Source organism: Kitasatospora sp. NPDC059722, from assembly GCF_042733235.1.
Lineage (GTDB): Bacteria > Actinomycetota > Actinomycetes > Streptomycetales > Streptomycetaceae > Kitasatospora.
Genome location: NZ_JBHWGD010000008.1, coordinates 40,773 through 63,566, shown reverse-complemented (window position 1 = coordinate 63,566; position 22,794 = coordinate 40,773). Strand labels below are relative to the sequence as shown.

Here is a 22,794-nt window from a genome sequence, read left to right as displayed (position 1 = left end):
CCCCGAACCGGTGGCGCCCCGGCCCCGACTTTCTCTAGGGCCCAGGGCCCGGGGCGACACCCCCTCCCCCGAGCGTGAACCACCTCCTCACGAATCAGGAACCGACCACGTGCCAGACCAGCCCCAGCCCACCGGCACCGCGTCCAACCCGGTGATCCCCGGCTTCCACCCCGACCCCAGCGTCTGCCGCGTGGGCGACGACTACTACCTCGTCTGCTCCAGCTTCGAGTACTTCCCCGGCATCCCCGTCTTCCACAGCCGCGACCTGGTGAACTGGGCCCAGATCGGCAACGCCCTGGACCGGCCGAGCCAGCTGCACCTGGCGCCCGAGGTGCCGTCCTCGGCCGGGATCTACGCGCCGACCCTGCGCCACCACGACGGCCGCTTCTGGCTCATCGTCACCATCGTCGGCGGCGGCGGCAACGTGATCGTCACCGCCACCGACCCGGCCGGCCCGTGGTCCGACCCGGTCCCGGCGCCCGGGGTGCCCGGCATCGACCCGGACCTCGCCTGGGACGAGGACGGCACCTGCTGGTGCACCGTCGCCGGCGTCTCCCAGGTGCGGCTCGACCCGACGACCGGCGAGACCTTCGGCGAGCCGCGGCGGATCTGGTCCGGCACCGGCGGCAAGGCCCCCGAGGCGCCGCACCTCTACCGGATCGGCGCGTACTGGTACCTGCTCATCGCCGAGGGCGGCACCGAACGCGGCCACGGTGTGTCGATCGCCCGCGGCTCCACGCCCACCGGCCCGTTCGAGCCGTGCCCGGACAACCCGGTCCTCACGCACCGCAGCACCGACCGGCCGATCCAGAACACCGGCCACGCGGACCTGGTCCAGGCCCCCGACGGCTCCTGGTGGATGGTGCTGCTCGGCGTCCGGCCGCGTGGCGGCACCCCCGGCTGGCACGTGCTCGGCCGGGAGACCTTCCTCGCTCCGGTCGAGTGGGTGGACGGCTGGCCGGTCGTCGGCCCGCTCACCACCGAACTCCCCGCCCCCGGCTGGCCGCTGTACCCCGCTGCCGCCGTACCGTCCCGGGACGACTTCGAGCAGGCCGAACTGCACCCCCAGTGGATCTCCGTACGCGAGCGCCCGGAGCAGCTCTGCTCCACGAAGGAACGATCCGGCTGGCTGACCCTCCGGGCCGCCGGCGCCTCCCTCGACGAGAACGACGCGGTGTTCGTCGGCCGCCGCCAGCAGCACCTCGTCTGCCGGGCCCGCACCCTGATCGACCCGGCCGACGGCCGCGGCGGCCTGGCCGTCCGGCTGGACGAGGAGCACCACTACGAGATCGAGGCGGCCGACGGCCGGGTGACCGTGATCGCCCGGATCGGCTCCGTGCGCGCCGAGGTCGCCTCCCGCCCGGTGCCGGCCGGCCCGGTGGTGCTCGGCGTCGACATCGACCCGCTGACCCCGCGCGACGCGCGCGGCGGTCCGGACGCCCTCTCCTTCGGCATCGAGGACGCGGACGGCACCTTCACCGCGCTCGCCACCCTCGAAGGCCGGTACCTGTCCACCGAGGTGGCCGGCGGCTTCACCGGCCGGGTCATCGGCATGTACGCCGCGGCGGGCACCGTCCACTTCGACCGGTTCGACTACGAGCCCCAACCGTCGTCATGACCGGCCGTCAGCACCACCACACCACCCCCACCACTCACGAGAGAGATCACGCCATGAACGTCTCCCAGCGCAGCGCCCGGCCGCACGGCCGCCGCCTCGGCCGGTCGGCCGCCCTCCTGGTGGCTCTGCTCACCACGACCAGCGTGGCCGGCGGCACCGCCTTCGCCGAACAGGACCACCAGGGTGACCAGTCGGCATCGCTCTTCCGGCTGGCCCCCCGGGACCCGATGGCCGCCGTGGCCGCCATGCAGCCCAGCTGGAACCTGGGCAACACCCTGGACGCCATCCCCGACGAGACCTCCTGGGGCAACCCGCTCACCACCAAGGCCCTCTTCGACCACCTGCGGTCCCAGGGCTTCCGCAGCGTCCGGATCCCGGTCACCTGGTACACCCACCAGTCCGCCACCGCCCCCTACACCATCGACGCGACCTACCTGGCCCGGGTGAAGCAGGTGATCGACCTCGCGCTCGCAGACGGCCTCTACGTCGAGATGAACGTCCACCACGACTCGTGGAAGTGGATCGCCGACATCTCCACCGACCACGACAACGTGATGGCCCGGTTCAACTCGACCTGGCAGCAGATCGCCGCCGCGTTCAAGGACGAGCCGCGCAAGCTGCTCATGGAGAGCGTCAACGAGCCGCAGTTCAACAACGCGACCGACGCCCAGAAGACCACGTACATGAACGAGCTCAACACCTCGTTCGTCACCATCGTGCGCAACTCGGGCGGCGGCAACAAGGACCGTCTGCTCGTCCTGCCCACCCAGGGCTGCACCCCGTCCCAGCCCCTGATGGACGACCTGAACGCGGAGATCGCCTCCCTGCACGACCGCAACCTGGTCGCCACCGTGCACTACTACGGCTACTACCCGTTCAGCGTGAACATCGCGGGCGGCACCAGCTTCGACGCGAAGACCCAGAAGATGCAGGCCGACACCTTCGCCCTGATGCACAGCGAGTTCGTCGGCAAGGGCATACCGGTCTACCTGGGCGAGTACGGACTGCTCAGCGAGCCCAACTCCAACACCGTCGAGCAGGGCGAACTGCTGAAGTACTACGAGGACGTCAACTACCAGGCCCGGCTCAACGGTGTCACCAGCGCCCTCTGGGACGACGGCAACTACCTCGACCGCACCGCCCTTAAGTGGCGCGAGCCCGACCTGATGGCCCTGGTCAAGACGTCCTGGGCCACCCGCTCGGGCACGGCCTCCACCGACAACGTCTTCGTGCCGAAGTCCGGCCCGATCGCGGCGCAGACCATCACGCTCAACCGCAACGGCCAGTGGTTCGCCGGACTGTGGCAGGGCGACATGCCGCTGATCCCCTACCTCGACTACACCCTGAACGGCGACCGGCTGACGCTGACCTCCGACGCGCTCACCCGGCTGGCCGGCGACCGCGCCTACGGCGTCAACTCGACCCTCCAGGTCCAGTACTCGCAGGGCGAGCCCTGGCAGCTCCACGTGATCTCCTTCGACAAGCCGGTGGTGTCCGCCGCGACCGGGACCAGCACCGCGCTCACCATCCCCACCCGGTTCAACGGTGACCAACTCGCGACCATGGAGGCCAAGTACGCCGACGGCACCAACGCCGGCTCGTCGAGCTGGACCGCGTTCCAGGCGTTCAACACGGCCTTCGCGCCGGACTACGCGGGCAACGCCCTGGTCCTCAAGCCGGACTTCCTCAACGCGCTCAAGGACGGCACGCCGGCGACGCTCACCTTCCACTTCTGGAGCGGCGCCACCGTCGGCTACCAGGTGACCAGGTCCGGCACCACGGTGACGGGCACCGCCTCCTGACCCCGGTCCCTCCCGCCCCGGCTGCCGCCTCCCGCCGGCCGGGGCCTCTTCACGTTTCCGAGGTGCACCCATGTTCCCGCTGCCCCCGCGCGTGCTGTTCGGCGCCGCCTACTACCACGAGTACCAGCCGTACGAACGGCTCAAGGAAGACCTCGACCTGATGGCCGGGGCGAAGTTCACCGTCATCCGGGTCGGCGAGTCCGTCTGGTCGACCTGGGAGCCGGAGAACGGCCGGTTCGAGCTCGACTGGCTGACCCCCGTCCTCGACGGCGCCCACGAACGCGGCATCGCGGTCGTCCTCGGCACCCCCACCTACGCCGTGCCGCCGTGGCTGGCCCGGCAGTACCCCGAGATCGCCGGCGACCGGGCGACGGGGCAGCGCATGGGCTGGGGCGCCCGCCAGGAGGCCGACTTCTCCCACCCCGCCTTCCGCTACCACGCCGAACGCGTCACCCGGGCGATCCTCGACCGCCACGCCGCGCACCCCGCCGTCATCGGCTTCCAGGCCGACAACGAACCCGGTCTCCGGCTGCCCCACAACCACGGCGTCTTCCAGCGGTTCGTCGACCACCTGCGCCACACCTACGGCGACGTGGAGACCCTCAACCGGGAGTGGGGCCTGGTCTACTGGTCGCACCGGCTCTCCACCTGGGCCGACCTGTGGCACCCCGACGACAACCAGCAGCCGCAGTACGACGTCGCCTGGCGGGCGTTCCAGGCCCGCCAGACCACCGAGTTCATCGCCTGGCAGGCCGCGATCACCCGCGAGTACGCCCGCCCCGACCAGTTCGTCACCACCTGCCTCGCCTACAACCACCCCGCGATGGAGGACGACGAGATCACCGACGCCCTGGACGTCACCGCGGGGAACCCGTACTACGACATGCAGGACGCCCTCGCACTGCCCGACACCACGCCCGACGACCACGAGCAGTGGTGGAAGACCACCGGCGTGTGGGCCCTGTACCAGAGCGCCGACCGGATCTTCTCCTCGCGCCAGGAACCGTTCCTCGTCACCGAGACCAACGCCCAGGCCATCAGCGGCACTTCGGAGAACCGGCCGGCCTTCGACGGCCAGTGGCGCCAGGCCGCCTGGGCACTCGTCTCCCGCGGTGCGCGGATGATCGAGTACTGGCACTGGCACACCCTGCACTTCGGCGCCGAGACGTACTGGGGCGGGATCCTGCCGCACAGCGGCAAGCCCGGCCGGGTCTACGCCGAACTCGCCCGGCTCGGAGCCGAGTTCGAGACCGCGGGGCCGCTGGTCGCCGGGATCGAGCCCGATGCCGACATCGCGATGGTCTACTCGATGCCCAGCAAATGGCTCATGCAGAAGTACCCGCCGCTGGCGCGGACGAACGGCGATCCGGATCCGGCCTCCTACCACCGCATCTTCGACCCCTTCTACCGCGGCGCGTTCGAGGCCGGCCGCCAGGTGCGGATCCTGCACGCCCGACAGCTCCACGACGGCCTCGCACCCGCCGAGGCCGCGCGACGCCACCCCGTGCTGGTCGTCCCCGGGCTCTACCTCGCCGAGGACTCCCTGCTCGACCGGCTCGCCGCCTACGCCGAGGCCGGCGGCCACCTCGTCCTCGGCCCCCGCACCGGCTACGCCGACCACGAGGCCCGGGCCCGCCACGAGACCGCCCCGCCGCGCCTCGCGGCCGCCGCCGGCGTCCGGTACGACGAATTCAGCAACCTGACCTCGGACCTCCCGCTGCGCACCGCCCCGGGCAGTCCGCTGGAGCTACCGGCGGGCGCCACCGCCACCCGCTGGGTGGAGGGCCTCACGGCCACCGACGCCACGGTGCTGGCCGGCTACGAGCACCCCCACTTCGGCCGCTGGCCCGCCGTCACCACCCGCCGCCACGGCGAGGGCCGGGTCACCTGCGTGGGCACCGTGCCCGGCCGCGACCTCGCCCGGGAGCTGGCCGCCTGGCTGGCTCCGGTTCCCGCGAGCGGCTGGCGGGACCTGCCGGCCTCCGTCACCGCGACGACCGGAACCTCCCCGGACGGACGCCGCGTCCACGTGGTCCACAACTGGAGCTGGCAGCCCGCCGACGTCCGGGCGCCCGTCGAGCTGACCGACGTCCTGGACGGCACCGCGGTGGCGTCCGGAGGGTCGGTCTCCCTGAACGCCTGGGACGTGCGGGTGTTCGTCGCCCGCTGACAAAGGGGCGGTGGGCTCCGCCGAGCCCACCGCCCCCGTTCACCACCCGCCCGGGTGCTCCCGCTCGGGTACTCCCACTCGGACCCTCCTGCCCGGGCCCTCCTACTCGGACAGGAAGCGGTAGACCGTCATCGAGCCGTACTCCTCCCCCGGGCGCAGCACGGTGGACGGGTACTCGGGCCGGTTGGGTGAGTCCGGGAAGTGCTGCGTCTCCAGCGCGATGCCCGCGTAGGCGGGGTACGGGCGGCCGGAGCGGCCGGTCAGCGAGCCGTCGAAGTGGTTCCCGGTGTAGACCTGGAGCCCCGGCTCCATCGTGAAGCACTCGACCCGCCGACCGCTGGCCGGGTGGCTCAGCACGGCGGCCTTCCTGAAGCCCCTCCCGCCGAGCACCCAGGTGTGGTCGAAGCCCTGGCCGGCCCGACGGATCTGCGGGTGTCCGTCGGCGACGCGGTCCGCGGTCGTCCGGGACTCGCGCAGGTCGAACGGCGTGCCGGCGACGGGCAGGACGGGCCCCAGCGGGATCAGTTCCCCGTCCACCGGGAGGTACCCGGCGGCCTCGACCTGGAGCAGGTGGTCGAGCACCGTTCCGCAGCCCTCGCCGGCCAGGTTGAAGTACGCGTGGTTCGTGAGGTTGACGACCGTCGGCGCGTCCGCGGCGGCGCGGTAGACGATGAAGAGGTCACCGGCCGGGTCGAGGAGGTACATCACCTCGGCGGTGAGGGCGCCCGGGAACCCCTGGTCGCCGTCAGGGCTGTGCAGCCGCAGCCGGACCCCGGCCCGACGGCCCTCCCGGACCGCCACGCCGTCCCAGAGCCGTGTGGCGAAGCCGTCCGGCCCGCCGTGCAGGGCGTGGCCGTCGTCCTGGACCGCCAGCCGGTGCCTCGTACCGTCGAGGGGCAGGACCCCGCCCGCGATCCGGTTGGCGTAGCGGCCGACCGTCGCTCCGAAGTACGCGGCCTCCCCGAGCAGGTCCTCGACGTCCTCGCAGCCGAGGACGACGTTGCACCGCCGCCCGTCCCGGTCCGGCGCGTGCACGGCCTGGAGGCGGGCACCCAGGCTCAGCACCTCCACCGTCACGCCCTCGGGCGCCCCGAAGGTCCATCGGGTGATCCGCCGACCGTCCGGCAGTGCCGCGGCGGGCTCCTGGGTCACCGTCACTTCGCCGTGGGATATGAGGGCGTCTCTCGGCACGGGTCCTACTCCATTGCGTTCGGTGCGGTGCGGGGACGGCGACGCCCGCCGTGCGGGCGGGCGTCGTCGGCGGGGCCGCCGGGCGGCGGGGAGTCGGCGGGTCAGAACCCCTGGGCCAGGCGGTGGTAGGCCTGGTTCCAGCGGAGCTCCTTCGTGAACCGGCGGATGGACGTGTCCTCGTCGATCATCAGGAGCTCCACGCCGAGCATCTCGGCCAGGTCCTCCAGTTCCTCGGTGCCGAGCGCGCCGGAGAGCACGGTGTGGTGCGGCGCACCGGCCGTCAGCCACGCCTCGGCGGAGGTGTGGAGGTCCGGACGCGGCTTCCAGACGGCGCGGGCCACGGGCAGGTTGGGCAGCGGCGCCGGCGGCTCGACGACGTCGACGTCGTTCGCGACCAGCCGGAAGCGGTCGCCCAGGTCGGCGAGGCCGACCACGACCGCGGGGCCGGGCTCGGCGTCGAAGACCAGGCGGACCGGGTCCTCGCGACCGCCGATGCCGAGCGGGTGGATCTCGCAGGAGGGGGTGGTGGCCGCGATGCTCGGGCAGACCTCCAGCATGTGCGCGCCGAGGATCAGCTCGTGGCCGGGTTCCAGGTGGTAGGTGTAGTCCTCCATGAAGGAGGTGCCGCCGGCCAGGCCGGTGGCGGTCACCTTGAGGGTGCGCAGCAGCGTCGAGGTCTTCCAGTCGCCCTCGCCGCCGAAGCCGTAGCCGTCGGCCATCAGCCGCTGCACGGCCAGTCCGGGCAACTGCCGCAGCCCGCCGAGGTCCTCGAAATTGGTGGTGAAGGCCTTGAAGCCGCCTTCTTCCAGGAAGCCCCGCAGGCCGAGCTCGATCCGCGCCGCGTAGCGCAGCGACTCGTGGCGCTCCCCGCCGACCCGCAGCTCGGCCGCGAGGTGGTAGCTGTCCTCGTACTCCTTGACGAGTTCGGTGACCTCGGCGTCGGCCGTGGCGTCCACCGCCGCGACCAGGTCGTTGACGCCGTAGGTGTTGACGGAGACGCCGAAGCGGAGCTGGGCCTCGACCTTGTCGCCCTCGGTCACGGCGACGTCGCGCATGTTGTCGCCGAAGCGGGCGAGCTTCAGGCCGCGCAGTTCGGCGCGGCCGGCGGCGGCGCGGGCCCAGGAGGCGATCCGGGCGGTCACGGCGGGGTCGGTGGCGTGTCCGGCGACGGTCTTGCGGGCGACGCCGAGGCGCGACTGGATGTAGCCGAACTCTCGGTCGCCGTGGGCGGCCTGGTTCAGGTTCATGAAGTCCATGTCGATGGACTGCCAGGGCAGTTCGACGTTCGCCTGGGTGTGCAGGTGGAGCAGCGGCTTCTGCAGGGCGTCCAGGCCGGCGATCCACATCTTCGCCGGGGAGAACGTGTGCATCCAGGCGATCAGGCCGATGCACCGGTCCTCGGCGTTGGCCTCCAGGCAGATGCGGCGGATGGCGGCGGCATCGGTGAGGACGGGCTTCCAGACGATCTCGACCGGCAGGCCTGGGTCGGCACCCAGTGCACCGGCGATCCGCTGCGACTGCTCCGCGACCTGCCGCAGCGTCTCCTCGCCGTAGAGTCCCTGACTGCCGGTCAGGAACCAGATCTCGCGTCCCGCGAGTGACGTCATGGGGGTGACTCCTTACCGGGCCTTCGGGGGCTGGCCGTAGACGTTCTGGTAGCGGAAATTGAGGCTGTCGATGTCCGCCTGGGCGATCGGCAGCGGCTCGCCGAGCTGCCGGGAGATGTGGACGGTGCGGGCCACGTCCTCGCACATCACGGCGGCCTTGACGGCGGCCTTGGCGTCCTTGCCGACGGTGAAGACGCCGTGGTTCTGCATCAGGACGGCGGGCGAGCGGTGGCCCTTGAGCGTGTCCACGATGCCCCGGCCGATCGAGTCGTCCCCGATCAGTGCGAAGGGGCCGACCGGGATCTCGGCGCCGAACTCGTCGGCCATGGCGGTGAGGACGCAGGGCACGGCCTCGCCCCGGGCGGCCCACGCACACGCGAACGTGGAGTGGGTGTGGACCACCCCGCCGACCTCGGGCATGTGGCGGTAGACGTAGGCGTGGGCGGCCGTGTCGGAGGAGGGCGAGTGGTCGCCCTCGACGACGTTGCCGTCCAGGTCGCACACGATCATGTTCTGCGCCGACAGCTCGTCGTAGGGGACGCCGCTCGGCTTGATCACGAGCAGGTCCTCGCCGGGGATCCGGGCGGAGACGTTGCCCGCTGTCCAGACCACCAGGCCGTAGCGGACGAGTTCCTGGTGGAGCTCGCTGACCTGCTGGCGGATGAGGTCGGTGGTCGCGTTCACAGGGCCTCGCTCGATGGGGTGAGGGCGGCGTTGCGGATGGCGCGCAGGCGGTGCAGGAGCTTGTCGGCACCGAGGCCGAAGTGGTCGTGCAGGGCCCGGTACTCGGCGAAGAGCCGGTCGTACACGTCGGCGGAGGTGTGGTCCGGCCGGTACGCCGCCGTGCGCACCCGGCCCATGGCGGCGGCCGCGGTCCGGACGTCGGGGTGGGCCCCGGCGGCGACGGCGGCGTGGATCGCCGAGCCGAGTGCCGGCCCCTGCTCCGACTCGGCGACCGACACCGGGCGGCGCAGCACGTCGGCGTAGATCTGCATGAGCAGTTCGTTCTTCTTGAGGCCGCCGGTGACGACGAACTCGGTGACGGGGACGCCGCCCAGCTCCAGGGCCTCGACGATGACGCGGGTGCCGAAGGCGGTGGCCTCCAGCAGGGCACGGTAGATCTCCTCGGGGCGGGTGGCCAGGGTCAGCCCGGCGATCACTCCGGAGAGGTGGTGGTCGACCAGGGTGGAGCGGTTGCCGTTCATCCAGTCGAGCGCCACCAGGCCGTGGGCGCCGACGGGTTGGGCGGCGGCCTTGCGGGTGAGGAGCTGGTGCGGGTCCTCGCCGTTCCGCTCGGCCTCGGCCAGGTAGTCGGCGGGCAGGCCCTGGCGCAGCCACCAGGCGAAGATGTCGCCGACGGCGCTCTGGCCGGCCTCGTAGCCGTAGGAGCCGGCGACGATGCCGTCCTCGACGACGCCGCACATGCCGGGGACCTCCGCCAGCGTGGCGCCGTTGACGACGTGACAGGTGGACGTGCCCATGATGGCGAGGAGCTGGCCGTTGTCGACCGCCCGTGCGGCGGGCGCGGCGACGTGGGCGTCGACGTTGCCGGCCGCCACGGCGATCCCCTCGGGCAGACCGGTCCACTGCGCCGCCTGTGCGGTGAGGGAACCGACCCGGGAGCCGAGCGGGGCGAGCGGGTGCTCCAGGCGGGTGCGCGCGAAGTCGACGAAGCCCGGGTGGAGCGCGCCCAGGAAGTCCTCGCTCGGGTAACTGCCGTCCTGGTGGATGCCCTTGTAGCCGGCGGTGCAGGTGTTGCGGCTCTCGGCTCCGGTGAGCTGCCAGACGATCCAGTCGGCGGCCTCGATCCAGCGGGCGCAGGCGGCGTAGACTGCCGGGTCCTCCTCCAGGACCTGCAGGGCCTTGGCGTACTGCCACTCGGCGGAGATCCGGCCGCCGTACCGCGAGATCCACTTCTCCCCGCGGGCGTGCGCCAGGGCGTTGATCCGGTCCGCCTGGCCCTGGGCGGCGTGGTGCTTCCAGAGCTTGGGCCACGCGTGCGGGTACGGCGCCCAGTCGGCCGTCTCCGCCAGGGGGGTGCCGTCGGCGAGCACCGGGAGGACCGTGCAGGCGGTGAAGTCGGTGGCGATGCCGATGACTTGGGCGGCATCGATGCCGGCGTCGGCGAGCGCCGCCGGGACGGCGGTGCGCAGCACGGCGCGCCAGTCGGCGGGGTGCTGGAGCGCCCAGTCGGGCGGGAGCGGCCGGCCGGTGCCGGGCAGCTCGCGCTCGATGACGGCGTGCGGGTAGTCGTGGACGGCGGTGCCGACCTCTTCACCGTCGCGCACGCGGACCACCACGGCGCGGCCGGAGAGGGTGCCGAAGTCGATGCCGACGACGTATCCCTCCGAGTCCCGGGCGACAGGAATCACGGTCACTTCCTCATCCTTCGTGCGGGAGGGCGGTGTTGTCGCCTGTCGCCGGTGCGGTCCAAATCCGGGGCAGGGCGGAGCGCACCGGCGACAGGCTCCGTTCCGCCGGCTCCGTCGGAGGAGGGCGGAAGGAGGACCGCCGGCGGACGGACGGAGGCGATGTCGTTGCCCGCCGGCGGAGTTGAGGAGCGCGGTTTGTTAGCGCTCACAGGAATTGTTAGCGTTAACATATGCGCTGTCAAGGCAGGTTTCATCCGCAGGGCCCGGAGCCGAGGGGCGGTCGAGCGCACGACCGCGCCCCGGCGTGGTGCGCCGCCCCTCGCTCCGGCTACCGGATCACCAGCGCCCGGCGGGGCCGACGCTATGGCGCAGCACCATCTCCGGGGCGATCTGCACATGGGTCTGGGAGGATGCCACGCCCTCCAGTTCCCCGACGAGCAGTTCCAGGGCTTTGCGGCCGAGTTCCCCGAAGTCCTGCCGGACGGTGGTCAGCGGCGGGGTGAAGTAGGCGGCCTCCGGGATGTCGTCGAAGCCGACCACGCTGATTTCCTCGGGGACCGACCGGCCGGCCTCGTGCAGGGCGCGCAGCAGGCCGAGGGCCATGTGATCGTTGGCGCAGAAGACGGCGGTGACGTCGTGCAGCCCGGCGATCCGCAGACCGGCCTGGTAGCCCGAGCGGGCACTCCAGTCGCCGCGTTGCACCTCCGGCACGGGGGCCCCGGCCGCCTTCAGCGTGAGCCGCCAGCCCTCCTCGCGGTCCTGGCTCTCCAGCCAGTTGGCCGGCCCCGCCACGTGGTGCACGGTGCGGTGGCCGAGGTCGAGCAGGTGTCCGGTGGCCTCGCCGGCACCGAAGCGGTTGCTCACCGACACCATGGGCACCTGCGTCTGGTTGCCCGACCCGACGGCGACGAGCGGCACGGAACTGGAGAGCCGGGCCACCGCGCTGACGGCGGAGGTCTGCGGCGCGATCACGACGACGCCCTCCACTCCCTGGTCGCGCAGCCGGTCGACGGCCTCCTGGACCGAACGGCCGTCCAGGGAGCGCAGGCTGGTCACGCTCACGAAGTACCCGGCGCTCCGCGCGGCGCGCTCGATCCCGTCCAGCATCGACGCGGGGCCGTAGAGGGTCGAGTCGAAGCTGACCACGCCGAGCGTCTGCGAGCGGCGGGTGACCAGCGCGCGAGCGGCCGAGTTGGGCCGGTAGTCCAGCTCCCGTATGGCCGCCAGCACCCGGTCCCGGGTGTCGGGCCGGACGTGCGGGGCGCCGTTGAGCACCCGGGACACCGTCTGGTGGGAGACACCCGCCAGTTTCGCCACGTCCGCCATCACGGGCTGGCGCTGTTCAGTCCCGGTGCTGTCGGTTCCCACTGGCAGTCCCCTCCTCGGCTCTGGACCACAGTACGCGACCAGGTCCAGGCCAATCCGTCACCTTCGGTTCGACAGGCGGCTCCCCTTCATACCAGCCCTTCAGGGCGCCGACACCTGCCGATACTGCCAAGTTAGCGCTCACAAGCCCGCCATGGAGGCAGATGTCGCAGATCGTCGCCCTATCGGGTCGGCCGGTCGCGTTCGGTGACCGGACGCGCGGAGTCGTGCGCAGCCCGGAACGATCGGGCTGGTGAGCGCTGCCACACGGCCGTCGGCATAGCGGACCTCGACGCGGACCGGCACCGATTCCACTGCTTCGGCCGGGCTCATCGGCCACTCGGCGATACCCGCACCGCTCCCGGGCAAGGACGTTCGCACGCCCGCCCCTCTCCGGCACGGCCGCCGCTTCCCACGCTCCCCCGCCCCCCTGGACCTACAGGGGGCGGGCCCGGGCTCCGCCGGCGCGAGGAGCCCGGGCCCGGCCGGGGTGGGTGCTACCCGAGGGTCCACTTCTGGTTGTCGCCGCCCCAGCAGGTCCACAGCTGGACGGCCGTGGCATCGGTGACGGCCGCCCCGGCGACTTCCAGGCACAGGCCGGACGGGACGCCGGTGACGCTGCCGTCGGCGTTGAAGCGCCATTGCTGGTTGGCACCGCCGTTGCAGGGCCAGGTCACCGCCTTGGTGCCGTCGGCCGTCCCGCCGCCGTACGCGTCCAGGCACAGCGTGCTGCCGGCGACGTTCACCGTGAGCTGTCCGTCGGCGGTGCGCGTCCAGGTCTGGTTCGCCCCGCCCCAGCAGGTGTAGATCTGCGCCTGCGTCCCGGCCGTGGCGGAGGCGTTCGGGACGTCCAGGCACTTGCCCGAACCGGTGCCGCGCAACGCCCCCGTGGTGGCCGTGGAGTTCGCGTATCCGGCGGCGACGATGTTGGCCTGGACGGCGTTCTCGGTGGCCTCCGACGGGTAGCCCGAGGTCATCACGCCCTCGTAGAAGGTGCCGCGGGCCCCCTTGCTGTTGTCGCCGCCGATGCCGAGGATGATCGCGCCCTCCTTGTTCATCGGGTTGTAGCCCGCCACGTTCGGGCGCGGTCCGGAGTAGAAGGTCGACAGGCCGCCGGACTGGGCGTCACCGGCGCGGATCGCCCACTGGTTCGGCGCGCCCTTGACCATGGCCGTCAGGTAGCGGTGGTTCACCGTCGGGTCGTTGGCGTTGTAGCCCGCGCCCTCCCCGGAGAACAGGCCGTTCTCCAGGTCGGCCATCACCCAGGGGCCCGGACCGGTGCCGTAGCCCCAGACCTTGATGTTCCCGAAGTAGATGGCCTCCATGTGACCGTTGCCGGTGTCGTTGCTGCTCGTCTCGGCGTTGCCGTAGTCGAAGCAGCAACCGCCGTTGTAGTGCGTGCCGTCCAGGATCGCGTACATCCCCTCGGGCTGGTCGCCGGTCGCGATGCCCGAGGTGTGGTTGTTGCGGTAGCCGGTGCCCGGCGCCACGTACACGCCGTAGGCCCGGTGACCGTTCAGCGTGGTGGGCGCCAGGGTCGCGTCCGCGAGGTTGTCCGGCCCGGACGCGGCCCCGCCACCGGGCGCCTGGGTGAGGTGGTTGCGCCGACCGCTCTGGTCGTAGATCACGGTGATCACGCAGGCGGTGCCGGCGCAGAAGGCGTCCTGCGCGGCCGCGTCGGCGTAGCCGCCGGTGCCCAGCACGCCGATGTCCCGGAGCGCCTGGTCCGATGCGCGCCTGACCTGGTAGAGCGGCCCGCCGTAGCCGGAGTACAGCGCGCGGGTGGTGCTGTGCGCGGCCACGCAGGGCGTGCCGCCGGCGGCGTACACGTCGCACGGGCCCTGTGCGGCCGCCTGCGCCACACCGCTCGTCGCGGTGGCGCCGGCCAGGGCGCCGACGAGGACGGCGAGGGCCGCCCCGGCTCGGGCGAGGCGGCGCAGTGCACCGCTTCCTCGGGTCGTCCTGTTGTTGTCACTCATGGGGTCTCCCTGCTCATCGTTGAGCGCGGCCACAGGAAAGTGAGCGCTAACAATCCCGCCCGCAGCGACACACTTCAGCCCGGGCGGGAGGTGGAGGGTTCCTGGACCGGTGACAGTGCCCTCACCGACCGAGCCCCGTCAAGGGTTTCGACGGATTCAGACCAACGCGACCGGCACCGCCGGACGTGAACCGATGGATCGTCATCCGTCAGCAGCTGCACGGTGGTTGACGCTGGGCGATGTGAGCGCTCACACTCCAACACCGGTACACCTGATCGTCCGCGCGGACTCGCCGCGCCTCCCACCGGCTCTCCCACCCGCCGGCAGAGATCGAGAGGAACCATCCATGCGCGCACCCTTCCGACGGTGGTCCAGAGCCTCCCGCGTCGCCTCCGCCGCGGTCGTCGTCCTGGCCCTGGCCGTAGGCTGCAGCAAGCAGGGCGCCGGTGGCTCCGCCGCCGCCGGCGATTCCGGCGCTTCCGGCGCCGCGCCCGCGATCCAGGGCGACATCACCTTCAACGACGACAACCTCGGCCGCCTCGACGCCGCGCTCAAGGCCGCGCTCCAGGACAAGGACCTGTCCAAGCTGGACCTGGCCATGGTGGTCAACGTCGCCGTGGACTACTGGAACGCCGGGAAGGCCGGCTTCACCAAGGGGCTCGCCGACCTCGGGGCCAAGGGCACCTTCCAGGCCCCGGCGAACGGCCGGCTTGACCAGCAGCTGTCGATCCTCCAGACCCTGCGCGGACAGGACATCTCCGCCTTCTCGCTCTCCGCGATCGACCCGACGGCCGTCAAGTCGCCGATCCAGTCCGCCGCTTCGGCCGGCATCCCGGTCCTCGCCATCGACTCGCCGCTGCCCGCCGAGGACGGTGCCGCGCTCTACCTCGGCACCCCGAACTACCAGGCCGGCAAGCGGGCCGGCGAGGCGATGAAGGCCGCACTGGGCGGCCGGGGCAAGGTGGTGGTGCTGGTCGGCTCCCTGACCGCCTCCAACGCTGTCGAGCGCATCCAGGGCTTCGAGGACGCGCTGAAGGGCACCGGCATCGAGGTCGCCAACAAGCTCGCCGACAACATGGACGCGGCGAAGGCCCTGACCAACGCGCAGACCGCCATCCAGACCGACCCCGGCGTGACCGGCCTCTACGGCGTGTACTCCTACGACGGTCCCTCGGCCGCCCAGGCGGTGCAGGCGGCGGGCCGGACCGGCAAGGTCAAGGTGATCTCCGACGACAGCGACGCCCAGACCCTGACGTTCATCCAGCAGGGCGTCATCCAGGCCACCGTCGTCCAGTCGCCCTACCAGCAGGGCTACACCGGCGCCTACCTGCTGGCCGCGCTCAAGGTGCTCGGCAAGGACGCGACGATGGCCGTCGTCAGGCCGTTCCTGGAATCCGACGGCAGCACCCTGAGCTCCGGCGTCGGCGTCGTCACCCAGGGCAACCTCGACGCCTTCCGGGCCAAGCAGTCCCAGCTCGGCATCACCGGATGACCAGGGCGACCGACTCCACCAGCGGCGGGCCGGCCGCGTCCCTGCGCGCGGTGCGCAAGAGCTACGGGCCCGTCACCGTGCTGGACCTCCCCGAACTCGACCTCCTGAGGGGCCAGATCACCTGCGTGGTCGGGGAGAACGGCGCCGGGAAGTCGACCCTGATGGGCGTGCTGTCCGGTACCGTCTCCCCCACCGCCGGGGAGGTCCTGATCGCGGACCGGCCCCTCCAGCCGGGCCGCCCCGACCACGCGAAGGCCCTCGGCGTCAGCCTCGTGGCCCAGGAGTTCCCCCTGGTCGGACGGCTGAGCGTGGCCGAGAACCTCCTGCTCGGCCGACGCACCCGCGCCAGGCAGGGTGCGGGGACGCTGCGCGGGGCCCTGTTCGACCGCGCCGGCACCCGGCGCGAGGCCCGTGAACTGCTGGCGGAGATCGGCGTCGAGGGCGTCGACGTCGACCGGTCCGTGGAGCGGCTGCCCGTCCCGCTGCGGCAGATGATCGAGATCGCCAAGGCCTGGGGCAACCGGCCGCTGGTCCTGATCCTGGACGAGCCGACCTCCTCGCTCGGGCCGGTCGAGGCCGGAAAGGTCCTCGCCCTCGCGCGGCGGCACGCCGCGGACGGCGGCGCGGTGCTGTTCATCGGCCACCGTCTGGACGAGGTGCGGGACATCGCCGACCGCGTGCTCGTGCTGCGCGGCGGAAGCCTGGTCGCCGACCTCGGCCCGGCCGAGGCGACCGAGGCGCGGATGATCCGCGAGATGGTCGGCGGCGAACTCGCCCGGGAGACCACCGCGCCGGCCGTCCCGGCGACGGCCCGCACCGTCCTAACCGCACGGGGGCTCACCGCGGACGGTCTCGGCCCGCTCGACCTGGAACTTCGGGCCGGCGAGATCGTCGGCGTGGCCGGGCTGATGGGCTCCGGCCGCAGCCGGCTGCTGCACACCCTGATGGGTGCGCAACCCCGCACGGGCGGCGAGGTCGAGTTGGCCGGCCGCCGCTTCCGCCCGCGCCACCCGGCCGACGCCGTCGCCGCGGGCGTCGGCCTGGTGCCGGAGGACCGCAAGGAGCAGTCCCTGCTGTTGTCGCACCCGGTGCGCTGGAACGCCACCCTCGCCACGTTGCGGCGCGACTCCTGGCACGGCGTGCTCACCCCCGGCGGCGACCGTGCACGCTCACAACGGATCGTCGACGGCCTGGGAGTCCGGCTGCACAGCCAGGAGCAGCCGATCGGCGACCTGTCCGGCGGCAACCAGCAGAAGGTCGTGTTCGGCCGGTGGCTGCACGCCGCCCCCGACGTCCTGCTGCTCGACGAGCCCACCCGCGGCGTGGACGTGGGGGCCAAGGCCGAGATCTACCGGCTCGTCGACCGGGCCGCGGCGGACGGTCTGGCCGTCCTGGCCGCCTCGTCCGAACTGGAGGAACTGCTCAGGATCTGCCACCGGATCCTGGTGATGGCCCACGGACGGATCGTCGCCGACCTGCCCCGCGATCGGTTCGGCAAGGAACGCATCATGACGGCGGCCACCAGTCGGCCGCAGCCGTCGGCGAGCACGGAGGGACACGCATGACCACCGAGACCGCCCCCGCCCACGAGGAGGCGCCCGCACCGGCCCGGAACCGGCTGCGCGTCCTGGTCGACACGCCCGAAGTGGGAGTCGTCCTCGCCTGCGTCGCCGTGTTCGCGGCGCTCGCGCTGGCCCGGGACACCTTCGCGAGCGCGGTCAACCTCCAGGGCATGGGCGCCGACCTGGCCCAGTACGGACTGATCGCGATCGGCGAATCGCTCGTCATCCTGACCGGCGGAATCGACCTGTCGGTGGGCGCCCTGCTGGGCACCAGCGTGATCCTCATGTCCTGGTTCGACGTCCGGGCCGGCCTGCCCGCCGGTGTGGCGGTCCTGGCGACCCTGGCCGTCGCCGGACTGGTCGGGCTGCTCCACGGCCTGGCCGTCACCCGGCTGCGGATGCCGCCGTTCGTCGTCACGCTGGTCACGTACACGGTGGCGCAGGGCGTGACCCTGGCGATCACGTCCGGGACCTCCATCGTCGGCATCTCCCCCTTCTTCGGCGACGTCGGCCAGAGCTACCTGGCCCAGATCCCGGTGCCGCTGGTGCTGTTCGCGGTGGTGACCGCCGCCGCGTGGTTCTTCCTGGAGCGCACCTACGCGGGACGGCAGGTCTACGCGGTCGGCGGCAACCCCGAGGCGGCCAGGCTGGCCGGCATCCGCGGCGGCCGGCGGGTGGTGTCGATGTACGTGGCTTCCTCCCTCGTGTCGGCCTTCGCCGGAATGCTCGTGCTGGGCCGGATGGGGGTCGGTTCCGCCAGCGGTGTCGGCGTCGGCTGGGAGCTCTCGGCGATCGCGGCCGCGGTCATCGGCGGGGTCAGCCTGACCGGGGGGCAGGGCCGCGTCGTGGGCATCGTCGCCGGTGCCGTCCTGCTGGAGCTGATCAACAACGGACTGACCACCCTCCAGATCAACTCCAACTACACCAACATCGTGCTCGGTTGCGTGCTCGGCCTGGCCATCACGGCCGACCGCCTGCGCGCCGGACACGTGGCGAGGCGCTCCTGAACCTGCCCCGGACCGCCGACGGCCCCCGGCGTTCTCCGGGCGTCCCGGCGCACCCCCGCCCAGGCCCGGCGGGGGTTTCGCCGTGTCCGCGGAGCGAAGCACCCCAGCCCGCGGGCTGAGCGCTCGCACCACGCACGGGTGCCGCCGGGCCGGGGCCCGGTACCCCGCCCCAGCGGCACCGTCCCCCAGGCCGTCCCCCAGGCCCCGCACCCCAGGCCCTGTACCCCAGGCCCCGGGCCCCGGACCCCGGGCCCTGTACCCCAGGCCCCGGGCCCCGGACCCCGGGCTGGATGTTTGCGTTAACATTCAACTAGCGTGATGCCGTCAGCGCCGGACAGCACCCTGGGGCCAGCACCTGTGTATTCCACCGTTTCCACATTCCGGCCGCGCGTTCTCGTCGCGGAGGACGACGCCGGAGCCGCGGACATGCTCACCACCGGCTTGCGGTTCCTCGGATTCGATCCGCACGCCGTGGCGTCCGGCGAGCAATGCCTGACGCTGGGCCTGGCGCGGATGCACGACATCATCCTGCTCGACGTCCTGCTGCCCGATCTGGACGGCTTCGAAGTCTGCGACCGGCTACGGAAATCCGACGTGCAGACCCCCGTGGTGTTCCTCAGTGCACGGACCTCGGTGGGCGAAAGGATCCACGGCCTCACGCTGGGCGGTGACGACTACGTCACCAAGCCCTTCGACCTGAACGAGGTCGCCGCGCGGCTCCACGCATTGCTGCGCCGTTCACTCGACTACACCGCCCCGCGCCGTCTGAAGGCGGGCGGCGTCGAGATCGACCGCAAGAGCCACGACGTCTGGCTGCACGGAGTGCCCGTCCGGCTGACGGCCACGGAATTCCTGCTGCTGCGGTACCTCATGGAGCACCCCGAGGAAGTCGTGACCAAGGCGGACATCCTCACCAACGTCTGGGGCCACGGCTTCGAACGCGACACCGGCGTCGTGGAGACGTACATCTACTACCTCCGGCGGAAGCTCGGCGACACCGGCCAGACACTCATACGCACGGTGCGCGGCGTCGGTTACGCGCTCCGCGCCGACCACGCCCGGCAAGCGGAGTGACGGTGACGACGCCGTCCGAAGCGTCCGGAGACGAAGGCCGGCGGGGAAGGCGGCCCGACGAGGAGCTGCGCGACCTCCTGGCCACCGTCAGCCACGAGCTGCGCGCACCGCTCACCACGATCGCCGGCTACGCCCAACTGGGCCTCCTCGGCGGGCTGGACGACCACCAGGCCCTCCGCCGGGCCATGGCGAGGGTGCAGGCGGAAGCCCATCGGATGGCCGCCCTCGTCGACGAGTTGCTGCTGTTCTCCACCCTGGGAGAGCGGCGGCCCCTGGAACGCGTCGCCGTCGACCTGGCCGAACTCTGCACCGAGCTGGTGGCGGACACCCGGGTGAGCCACCCGGACCGGCCGGTCTCCTGCGTCATCGACGAGGGGCGTCACCTGGTCCAGGGAGACCCGCACCGCCTCCGGCAGGTGCTGAGCAACCTCCTCGTCAATGTGCACCATCACACACCCCCGGGCACGCGCACGACGGTGAGGCTGCGTCACGAGGCGCACTGGGCCTGCATCGACGTGGCCGACGACGGACCCGGGATTCCCCCGGCCCTCCATGACCGCGTCTTCGAGCCCTTCTTCCGCGCCCACGGCTCACCGGCCGGCCTCGAGGACGGGAGCGGGCCCCACGGGGCGGCCCCCGGCAGCGGGCTCGGTCTGAGCCTGGTCGCGGCCTTGGTCGACGCCCACGGCGGCACCGTGCGGATCGAGCCGTCCGAACGCGGCGCGCGGTTCACCGTTCGACTGCCGGCCCGGCCGCCGATCGAATCCTGAGGTGATTCTGATCGAACTCTGAGATTAATCCCCGCCCGCCCGTGATGTAATCGGTTCGCGGACACAACGCAGGGGCTCTTCCGGTCACGCCGGTTCCATTCCCGCATTCCCCCCGGGCTGGAAAGGCATGGCAGCCGTCTTCCCCCGGACGGCGACCGGAAGAGCCTTGCCGCGTTCCTGAAATCCCCCCAGTGGCCCGGAATTGAGACTTCGGACCCGCCCTCCGAATCTTCACCCGGAGGATTCACGTCCCTCCATTTTCCTGCCGTATAGTTCTGCGGCCATGGAGTTGGAGTTTCGTCATCTCAGGATGATCCGGGCCATCGGCGATGCCGGTAGCGTCACCAAGGCGGCGGACCGTCTCGGACTCGCCCAATCGGCGCTTTCCACCCAGCTGAAACGCATCGAGAACGCGCTCGGCGGCCGGCTCTTCGAGCGCGGCAGAGAGGGTGTGCGGCCGACCGCACTGGGCGTCCTGGTGCTGGAGCGCAGCCAGGTGCTCCTGCCCGCCATGCGCCAACTGCAGGAAGATGCCGTCCGCTTCGCGAACACGGCGCGCGAGACGGGCGGCCTGCGCGTGGGGGCGACCCACGGGCCGCTCCTGGGCGCCCTGGTCGACCGCCTGGCGGCGGCCAGGCCCGAGATGGCGTTGAGCACCCAATCGTCCAGCTCGACATCGGACTTGGTGAGCCGGGCGGTGGAAGGGCGGCTGGACCTCGTGCTGACCGGACTCTGCGGGCACCAGAAGGTGATGGGCGACGAACGGCTGGAGTGGCAGGAGGTCGCCGTCGACCCGGTGTTCGCCGTGCTTTCCCAGGACCATCCGCTGGCGCGGGCACGTGAACTGGACCTCGGGCAACTCGCGGGTGAGCGCTGGGCGTTGCCGCCCGGGGGCGGTTGCTTCACGGAGTGCTTCGCGGCCGCCTGCGTGCGGGCGGGCTTCCTGCCCCCGCCGGTCTACGAGGCCGATGCGGCCTCGTGCCTCCACCTCGTCCGGACCGGCCGGGCCGTGTCCCTGTGCCGGGCGACGTTCCCGCCGACCGACGGGGTCGTGACGGTTCCGCTGGATCCGCCGGAGCTGAGCTGGCGCCAGGTGATCGGCTGGGTGCCGTACTCGCCGACGTGGGGACTCGCGGACGAGGTGGTCGGCCACGCCAGGGCGGTGCACGCGGACGCCGCGGCGCTGAATCCGGCGTATGCGGCATGGCTGCGACGAAGGGCCCACCTGGCGCCCTGACCCGACGTGGCCCCGCCTTCACCGGCCCGTCGAATTCACCGGTCCGCCGAATTTCACTGGTCCGCCGAACAGGTCCATAACGCCGACGCAGGGGGTTTTTGACATGTCCCGAACGTATGCATCCGCACCTTAGAGTTCCGGCAACCCCCACTCCGAGGAGACCCCAATGCTCCGACTCCGCGCGGCCGTTGCCGCGTGCTCCCTGACGGCCGTGGCCCTGGTCGCCACCGTGGCGCCGGCGGGCGCCCACCCGAACGGGACCGCGATAGCCGCCGCCCTGGCGGCCCCTCAGGGCGGTGCGGCCCCGCCCGCCGCACCCCTGCTCCGGGCACTCCAGCGCGACCTCGGCCTCACCCCCCAGGAGGCCGGCGCCCGTCTCGCCCACGAAGCCCGCGCCGCCTCGGTGCAGCAAGCGCTCCGGCAGGCGCTCGGCGAACGCTGGGCGGGCGCCTGGGTCAGCGGGTCCGACGCCACCCTCACCGTCGCCACCACCGACGCCTCCGCGGCCCGCGAGATCACCGCCCACGGCGGCAGCGCCACCGTCGTCCGGCACAGCCTCGCCGCACTCGACGGCGCGAAGGACGCACTCGACCGCGCCGCGGGCAGCACCACCCCCGAGGCATCCCCCCTCTGGTACGTGGACGTCGCCGCGAACACCGTCGTCGTCCAGTCCACCGACACCGGCCGCACCGAGGCGTTCCTCCGCGAGGCAGGTGTCGACCGCGCCCTCGTCTGGGTGGAGCCGGCGTCCGACTCCCCCGCGCCACTGGCGGACCTGCGCGGGGGCGACGCCTACTTCATCGACAGCGCGGCCCGTTGCTCGATCGGCTTCCCGGTCACCTCGAACGGCCAGCCCGGCTTCGTCAGCGCCGGCCACTGCGGCCAGGCCGGCTCCAGCGCCGCCGCCCCGGACGGCTCCTCCATCGGCACCTTCCAGGGCTCGACGTTCCCCGGCAACGACTACTCGTGGGTCCAGGCCGATTCGAGCTGGACGGCCCAGCCGCAGGTGAACGACTACGCGGGCGGCACGGTGACGGTCTCCGGATCCGCGGTCGCCCCCATCGGCTCCTCGGTCTGCCGGTCGGGCTCCACCACGGGCTGGCACTGCGGCACCGTGCGACAGTACAACGCCACCGTCAACTACTCCGAAGGCTCCGTCTCCGGGCTCACCCGCACCACCGTGTGCGCCGAGCCCGGCGACTCCGGCGGCTCGTTCATCTCGGGCAGCCAGGCACAGGGCGTCACCTCCGGCGGCTCCGGCAACTGCACCTCCGGCGGCACCACCTACTTCCAGCCGGTCAACCCGATCCTCCAGGCCTACGGCCTCTCCCTGGCCACCGGCTGACCGCCCCTCCGAGCGGGTGCCCGCCTCCCGTCCGCCGGCGGGTGGCGGGCACTCTTTTGAGGCCCGCTTTGAGGCCCGCGCGAAACCAAGCATTCACCTAAAATTCACACCCCGGCCATCCGGACAACTCTCCCTCCAGCAGTGGGCGTTCACACGGAGCGGCCAACGGGGCACTGCGATCCAACGGTGATCCGGAGCCCCTT

At 72.1% G+C, this 22,794-nt stretch carries 16 protein-coding genes; 10 read left to right on the top strand and 6 right to left on the bottom strand.

Going from position 1 to position 22,794, the window contains the following annotated elements:
• Positions 1–109 precede the first annotated feature (109 nt).
• From ACFV4F_RS07220 to ACFV4F_RS07210, 3 genes are all read left to right on the top strand, one after another.
• Positions 110–1,618 carry a glycoside hydrolase family 43 protein gene (locus ACFV4F_RS07220; RefSeq protein WP_380500723.1) on the top strand — a complete coding sequence of 503 codons (1,509 nt, stop codon included), beginning with the start codon at positions 110–112 and terminating at the stop codon, positions 1,616–1,618.
• Between the two features lie 53 nt (positions 1,619–1,671).
• Positions 1,672–3,420, top strand: coding sequence for a cellulase family glycosylhydrolase (locus ACFV4F_RS07215; RefSeq protein ID WP_380500722.1), 1,749 nt, complete (start codon positions 1,672–1,674; stop codon positions 3,418–3,420).
• 70 nt (positions 3,421–3,490) lie between these two features.
• Entirely contained in the window at positions 3,491–5,590 is a 2,100-nt protein-coding gene (locus tag ACFV4F_RS07210; protein ID WP_380500721.1) for a beta-galactosidase, read from the top strand.
• Between the two features lie 102 nt (positions 5,591–5,692).
• Here ACFV4F_RS07210 and ACFV4F_RS07205 read toward each other — a convergent pair whose 3' ends face one another.
• The 6 genes from ACFV4F_RS07205 to ACFV4F_RS07180 all read right to left on the bottom strand — a co-directional run bounded on the left by ACFV4F_RS07205 (position 5,693) and on the right by ACFV4F_RS07180 (position 14,104).
• On the bottom strand, positions 5,693–6,748 hold the full coding sequence (locus tag ACFV4F_RS07205; protein WP_380500720.1) for an aldose epimerase family protein: 1,056 nt from the start codon (positions 6,746–6,748) through the stop codon (positions 5,693–5,695).
• Positions 6,749–6,882: 134 nt separating this feature from the next.
• On the bottom strand, positions 6,883–8,388 hold the full coding sequence (araA, locus tag ACFV4F_RS07200; RefSeq protein WP_380500719.1) for an L-arabinose isomerase: 1,506 nt from the start codon (positions 8,386–8,388) through the stop codon (positions 6,883–6,885).
• A gap of 12 nt (positions 8,389–8,400) precedes the next feature.
• Complete coding sequence (locus ACFV4F_RS07195) at positions 8,401–9,072, bottom strand: L-ribulose-5-phosphate 4-epimerase (protein WP_380500718.1); 672 nt, start codon at positions 9,070–9,072, stop codon at positions 8,401–8,403.
• On the bottom strand, positions 9,069–10,766 hold the full coding sequence (locus ACFV4F_RS07190) for a ribulokinase (protein WP_380500717.1): 1,698 nt from the start codon (positions 10,764–10,766) through the stop codon (positions 9,069–9,071). The genes ACFV4F_RS07195 and ACFV4F_RS07190 overlap by 4 nt, the downstream gene beginning before the upstream one ends.
• Positions 10,767–11,096: 330 nt before the next feature.
• Positions 11,097–12,128: a LacI family DNA-binding transcriptional regulator gene (locus ACFV4F_RS07185; RefSeq protein ID WP_380438074.1), complete on the bottom strand. Its 1,032-nt coding sequence runs from the start codon at positions 12,126–12,128 to the stop codon at positions 11,097–11,099.
• A gap of 494 nt (positions 12,129–12,622) precedes the next feature.
• Entirely contained in the window at positions 12,623–14,104 is a 1,482-nt protein-coding gene (locus ACFV4F_RS07180) for an arabinofuranosidase catalytic domain-containing protein (protein WP_380500716.1), read from the bottom strand.
• A gap of 346 nt (positions 14,105–14,450) precedes the next feature.
• Here ACFV4F_RS07180 and ACFV4F_RS07175 point away from each other — a divergent pair, with 346 nt between their 5' ends.
• The 7 genes from ACFV4F_RS07175 to ACFV4F_RS07145 all read left to right on the top strand — a co-directional run bounded on the left by ACFV4F_RS07175 (position 14,451) and on the right by ACFV4F_RS07145 (position 22,591).
• A complete protein-coding gene (locus ACFV4F_RS07175) occupies positions 14,451–15,596 on the top strand; it encodes a substrate-binding domain-containing protein (protein ID WP_380500715.1) in 1,146 nt (381 codons plus the stop codon).
• Entirely contained in the window at positions 15,593–17,161 is a 1,569-nt protein-coding gene (locus tag ACFV4F_RS07170; RefSeq protein ID WP_380500714.1) for a sugar ABC transporter ATP-binding protein, read from the top strand. Before ACFV4F_RS07175 ends, ACFV4F_RS07170 begins: the two co-directional genes overlap by 4 nt.
• Complete coding sequence (locus ACFV4F_RS07165) at positions 17,158–18,165, top strand: ABC transporter permease (RefSeq protein ID WP_380500713.1); 1,008 nt, start codon at positions 17,158–17,160, stop codon at positions 18,163–18,165. The genes ACFV4F_RS07170 and ACFV4F_RS07165 overlap by 4 nt, the downstream gene beginning before the upstream one ends.
• 318 nt (positions 18,166–18,483) lie before the next feature.
• Positions 18,484–19,239, top strand: coding sequence for a response regulator transcription factor (locus ACFV4F_RS07160; protein WP_380500818.1), 756 nt, complete (start codon positions 18,484–18,486; stop codon positions 19,237–19,239).
• Between the two features lie 2 nt (positions 19,240–19,241).
• On the top strand, positions 19,242–20,009 hold the full coding sequence (locus ACFV4F_RS07155) for a sensor histidine kinase (RefSeq protein ID WP_380500712.1): 768 nt from the start codon (positions 19,242–19,244) through the stop codon (positions 20,007–20,009).
• Positions 20,010–20,292: 283 nt separating this feature from the next.
• Positions 20,293–21,246: a LysR family transcriptional regulator gene (locus tag ACFV4F_RS07150; RefSeq protein WP_380500711.1), complete on the top strand. Its 954-nt coding sequence runs from the start codon at positions 20,293–20,295 to the stop codon at positions 21,244–21,246.
• A gap of 166 nt (positions 21,247–21,412) precedes the next feature.
• Positions 21,413–22,591 (top strand): S1 family peptidase, encoded by a 1,179-nt coding sequence (locus ACFV4F_RS07145; RefSeq protein ID WP_380500710.1) that lies wholly within the window; start codon positions 21,413–21,415, stop codon positions 22,589–22,591.
• The last annotated feature ends 203 nt before the right edge of the window (positions 22,592–22,794 follow it).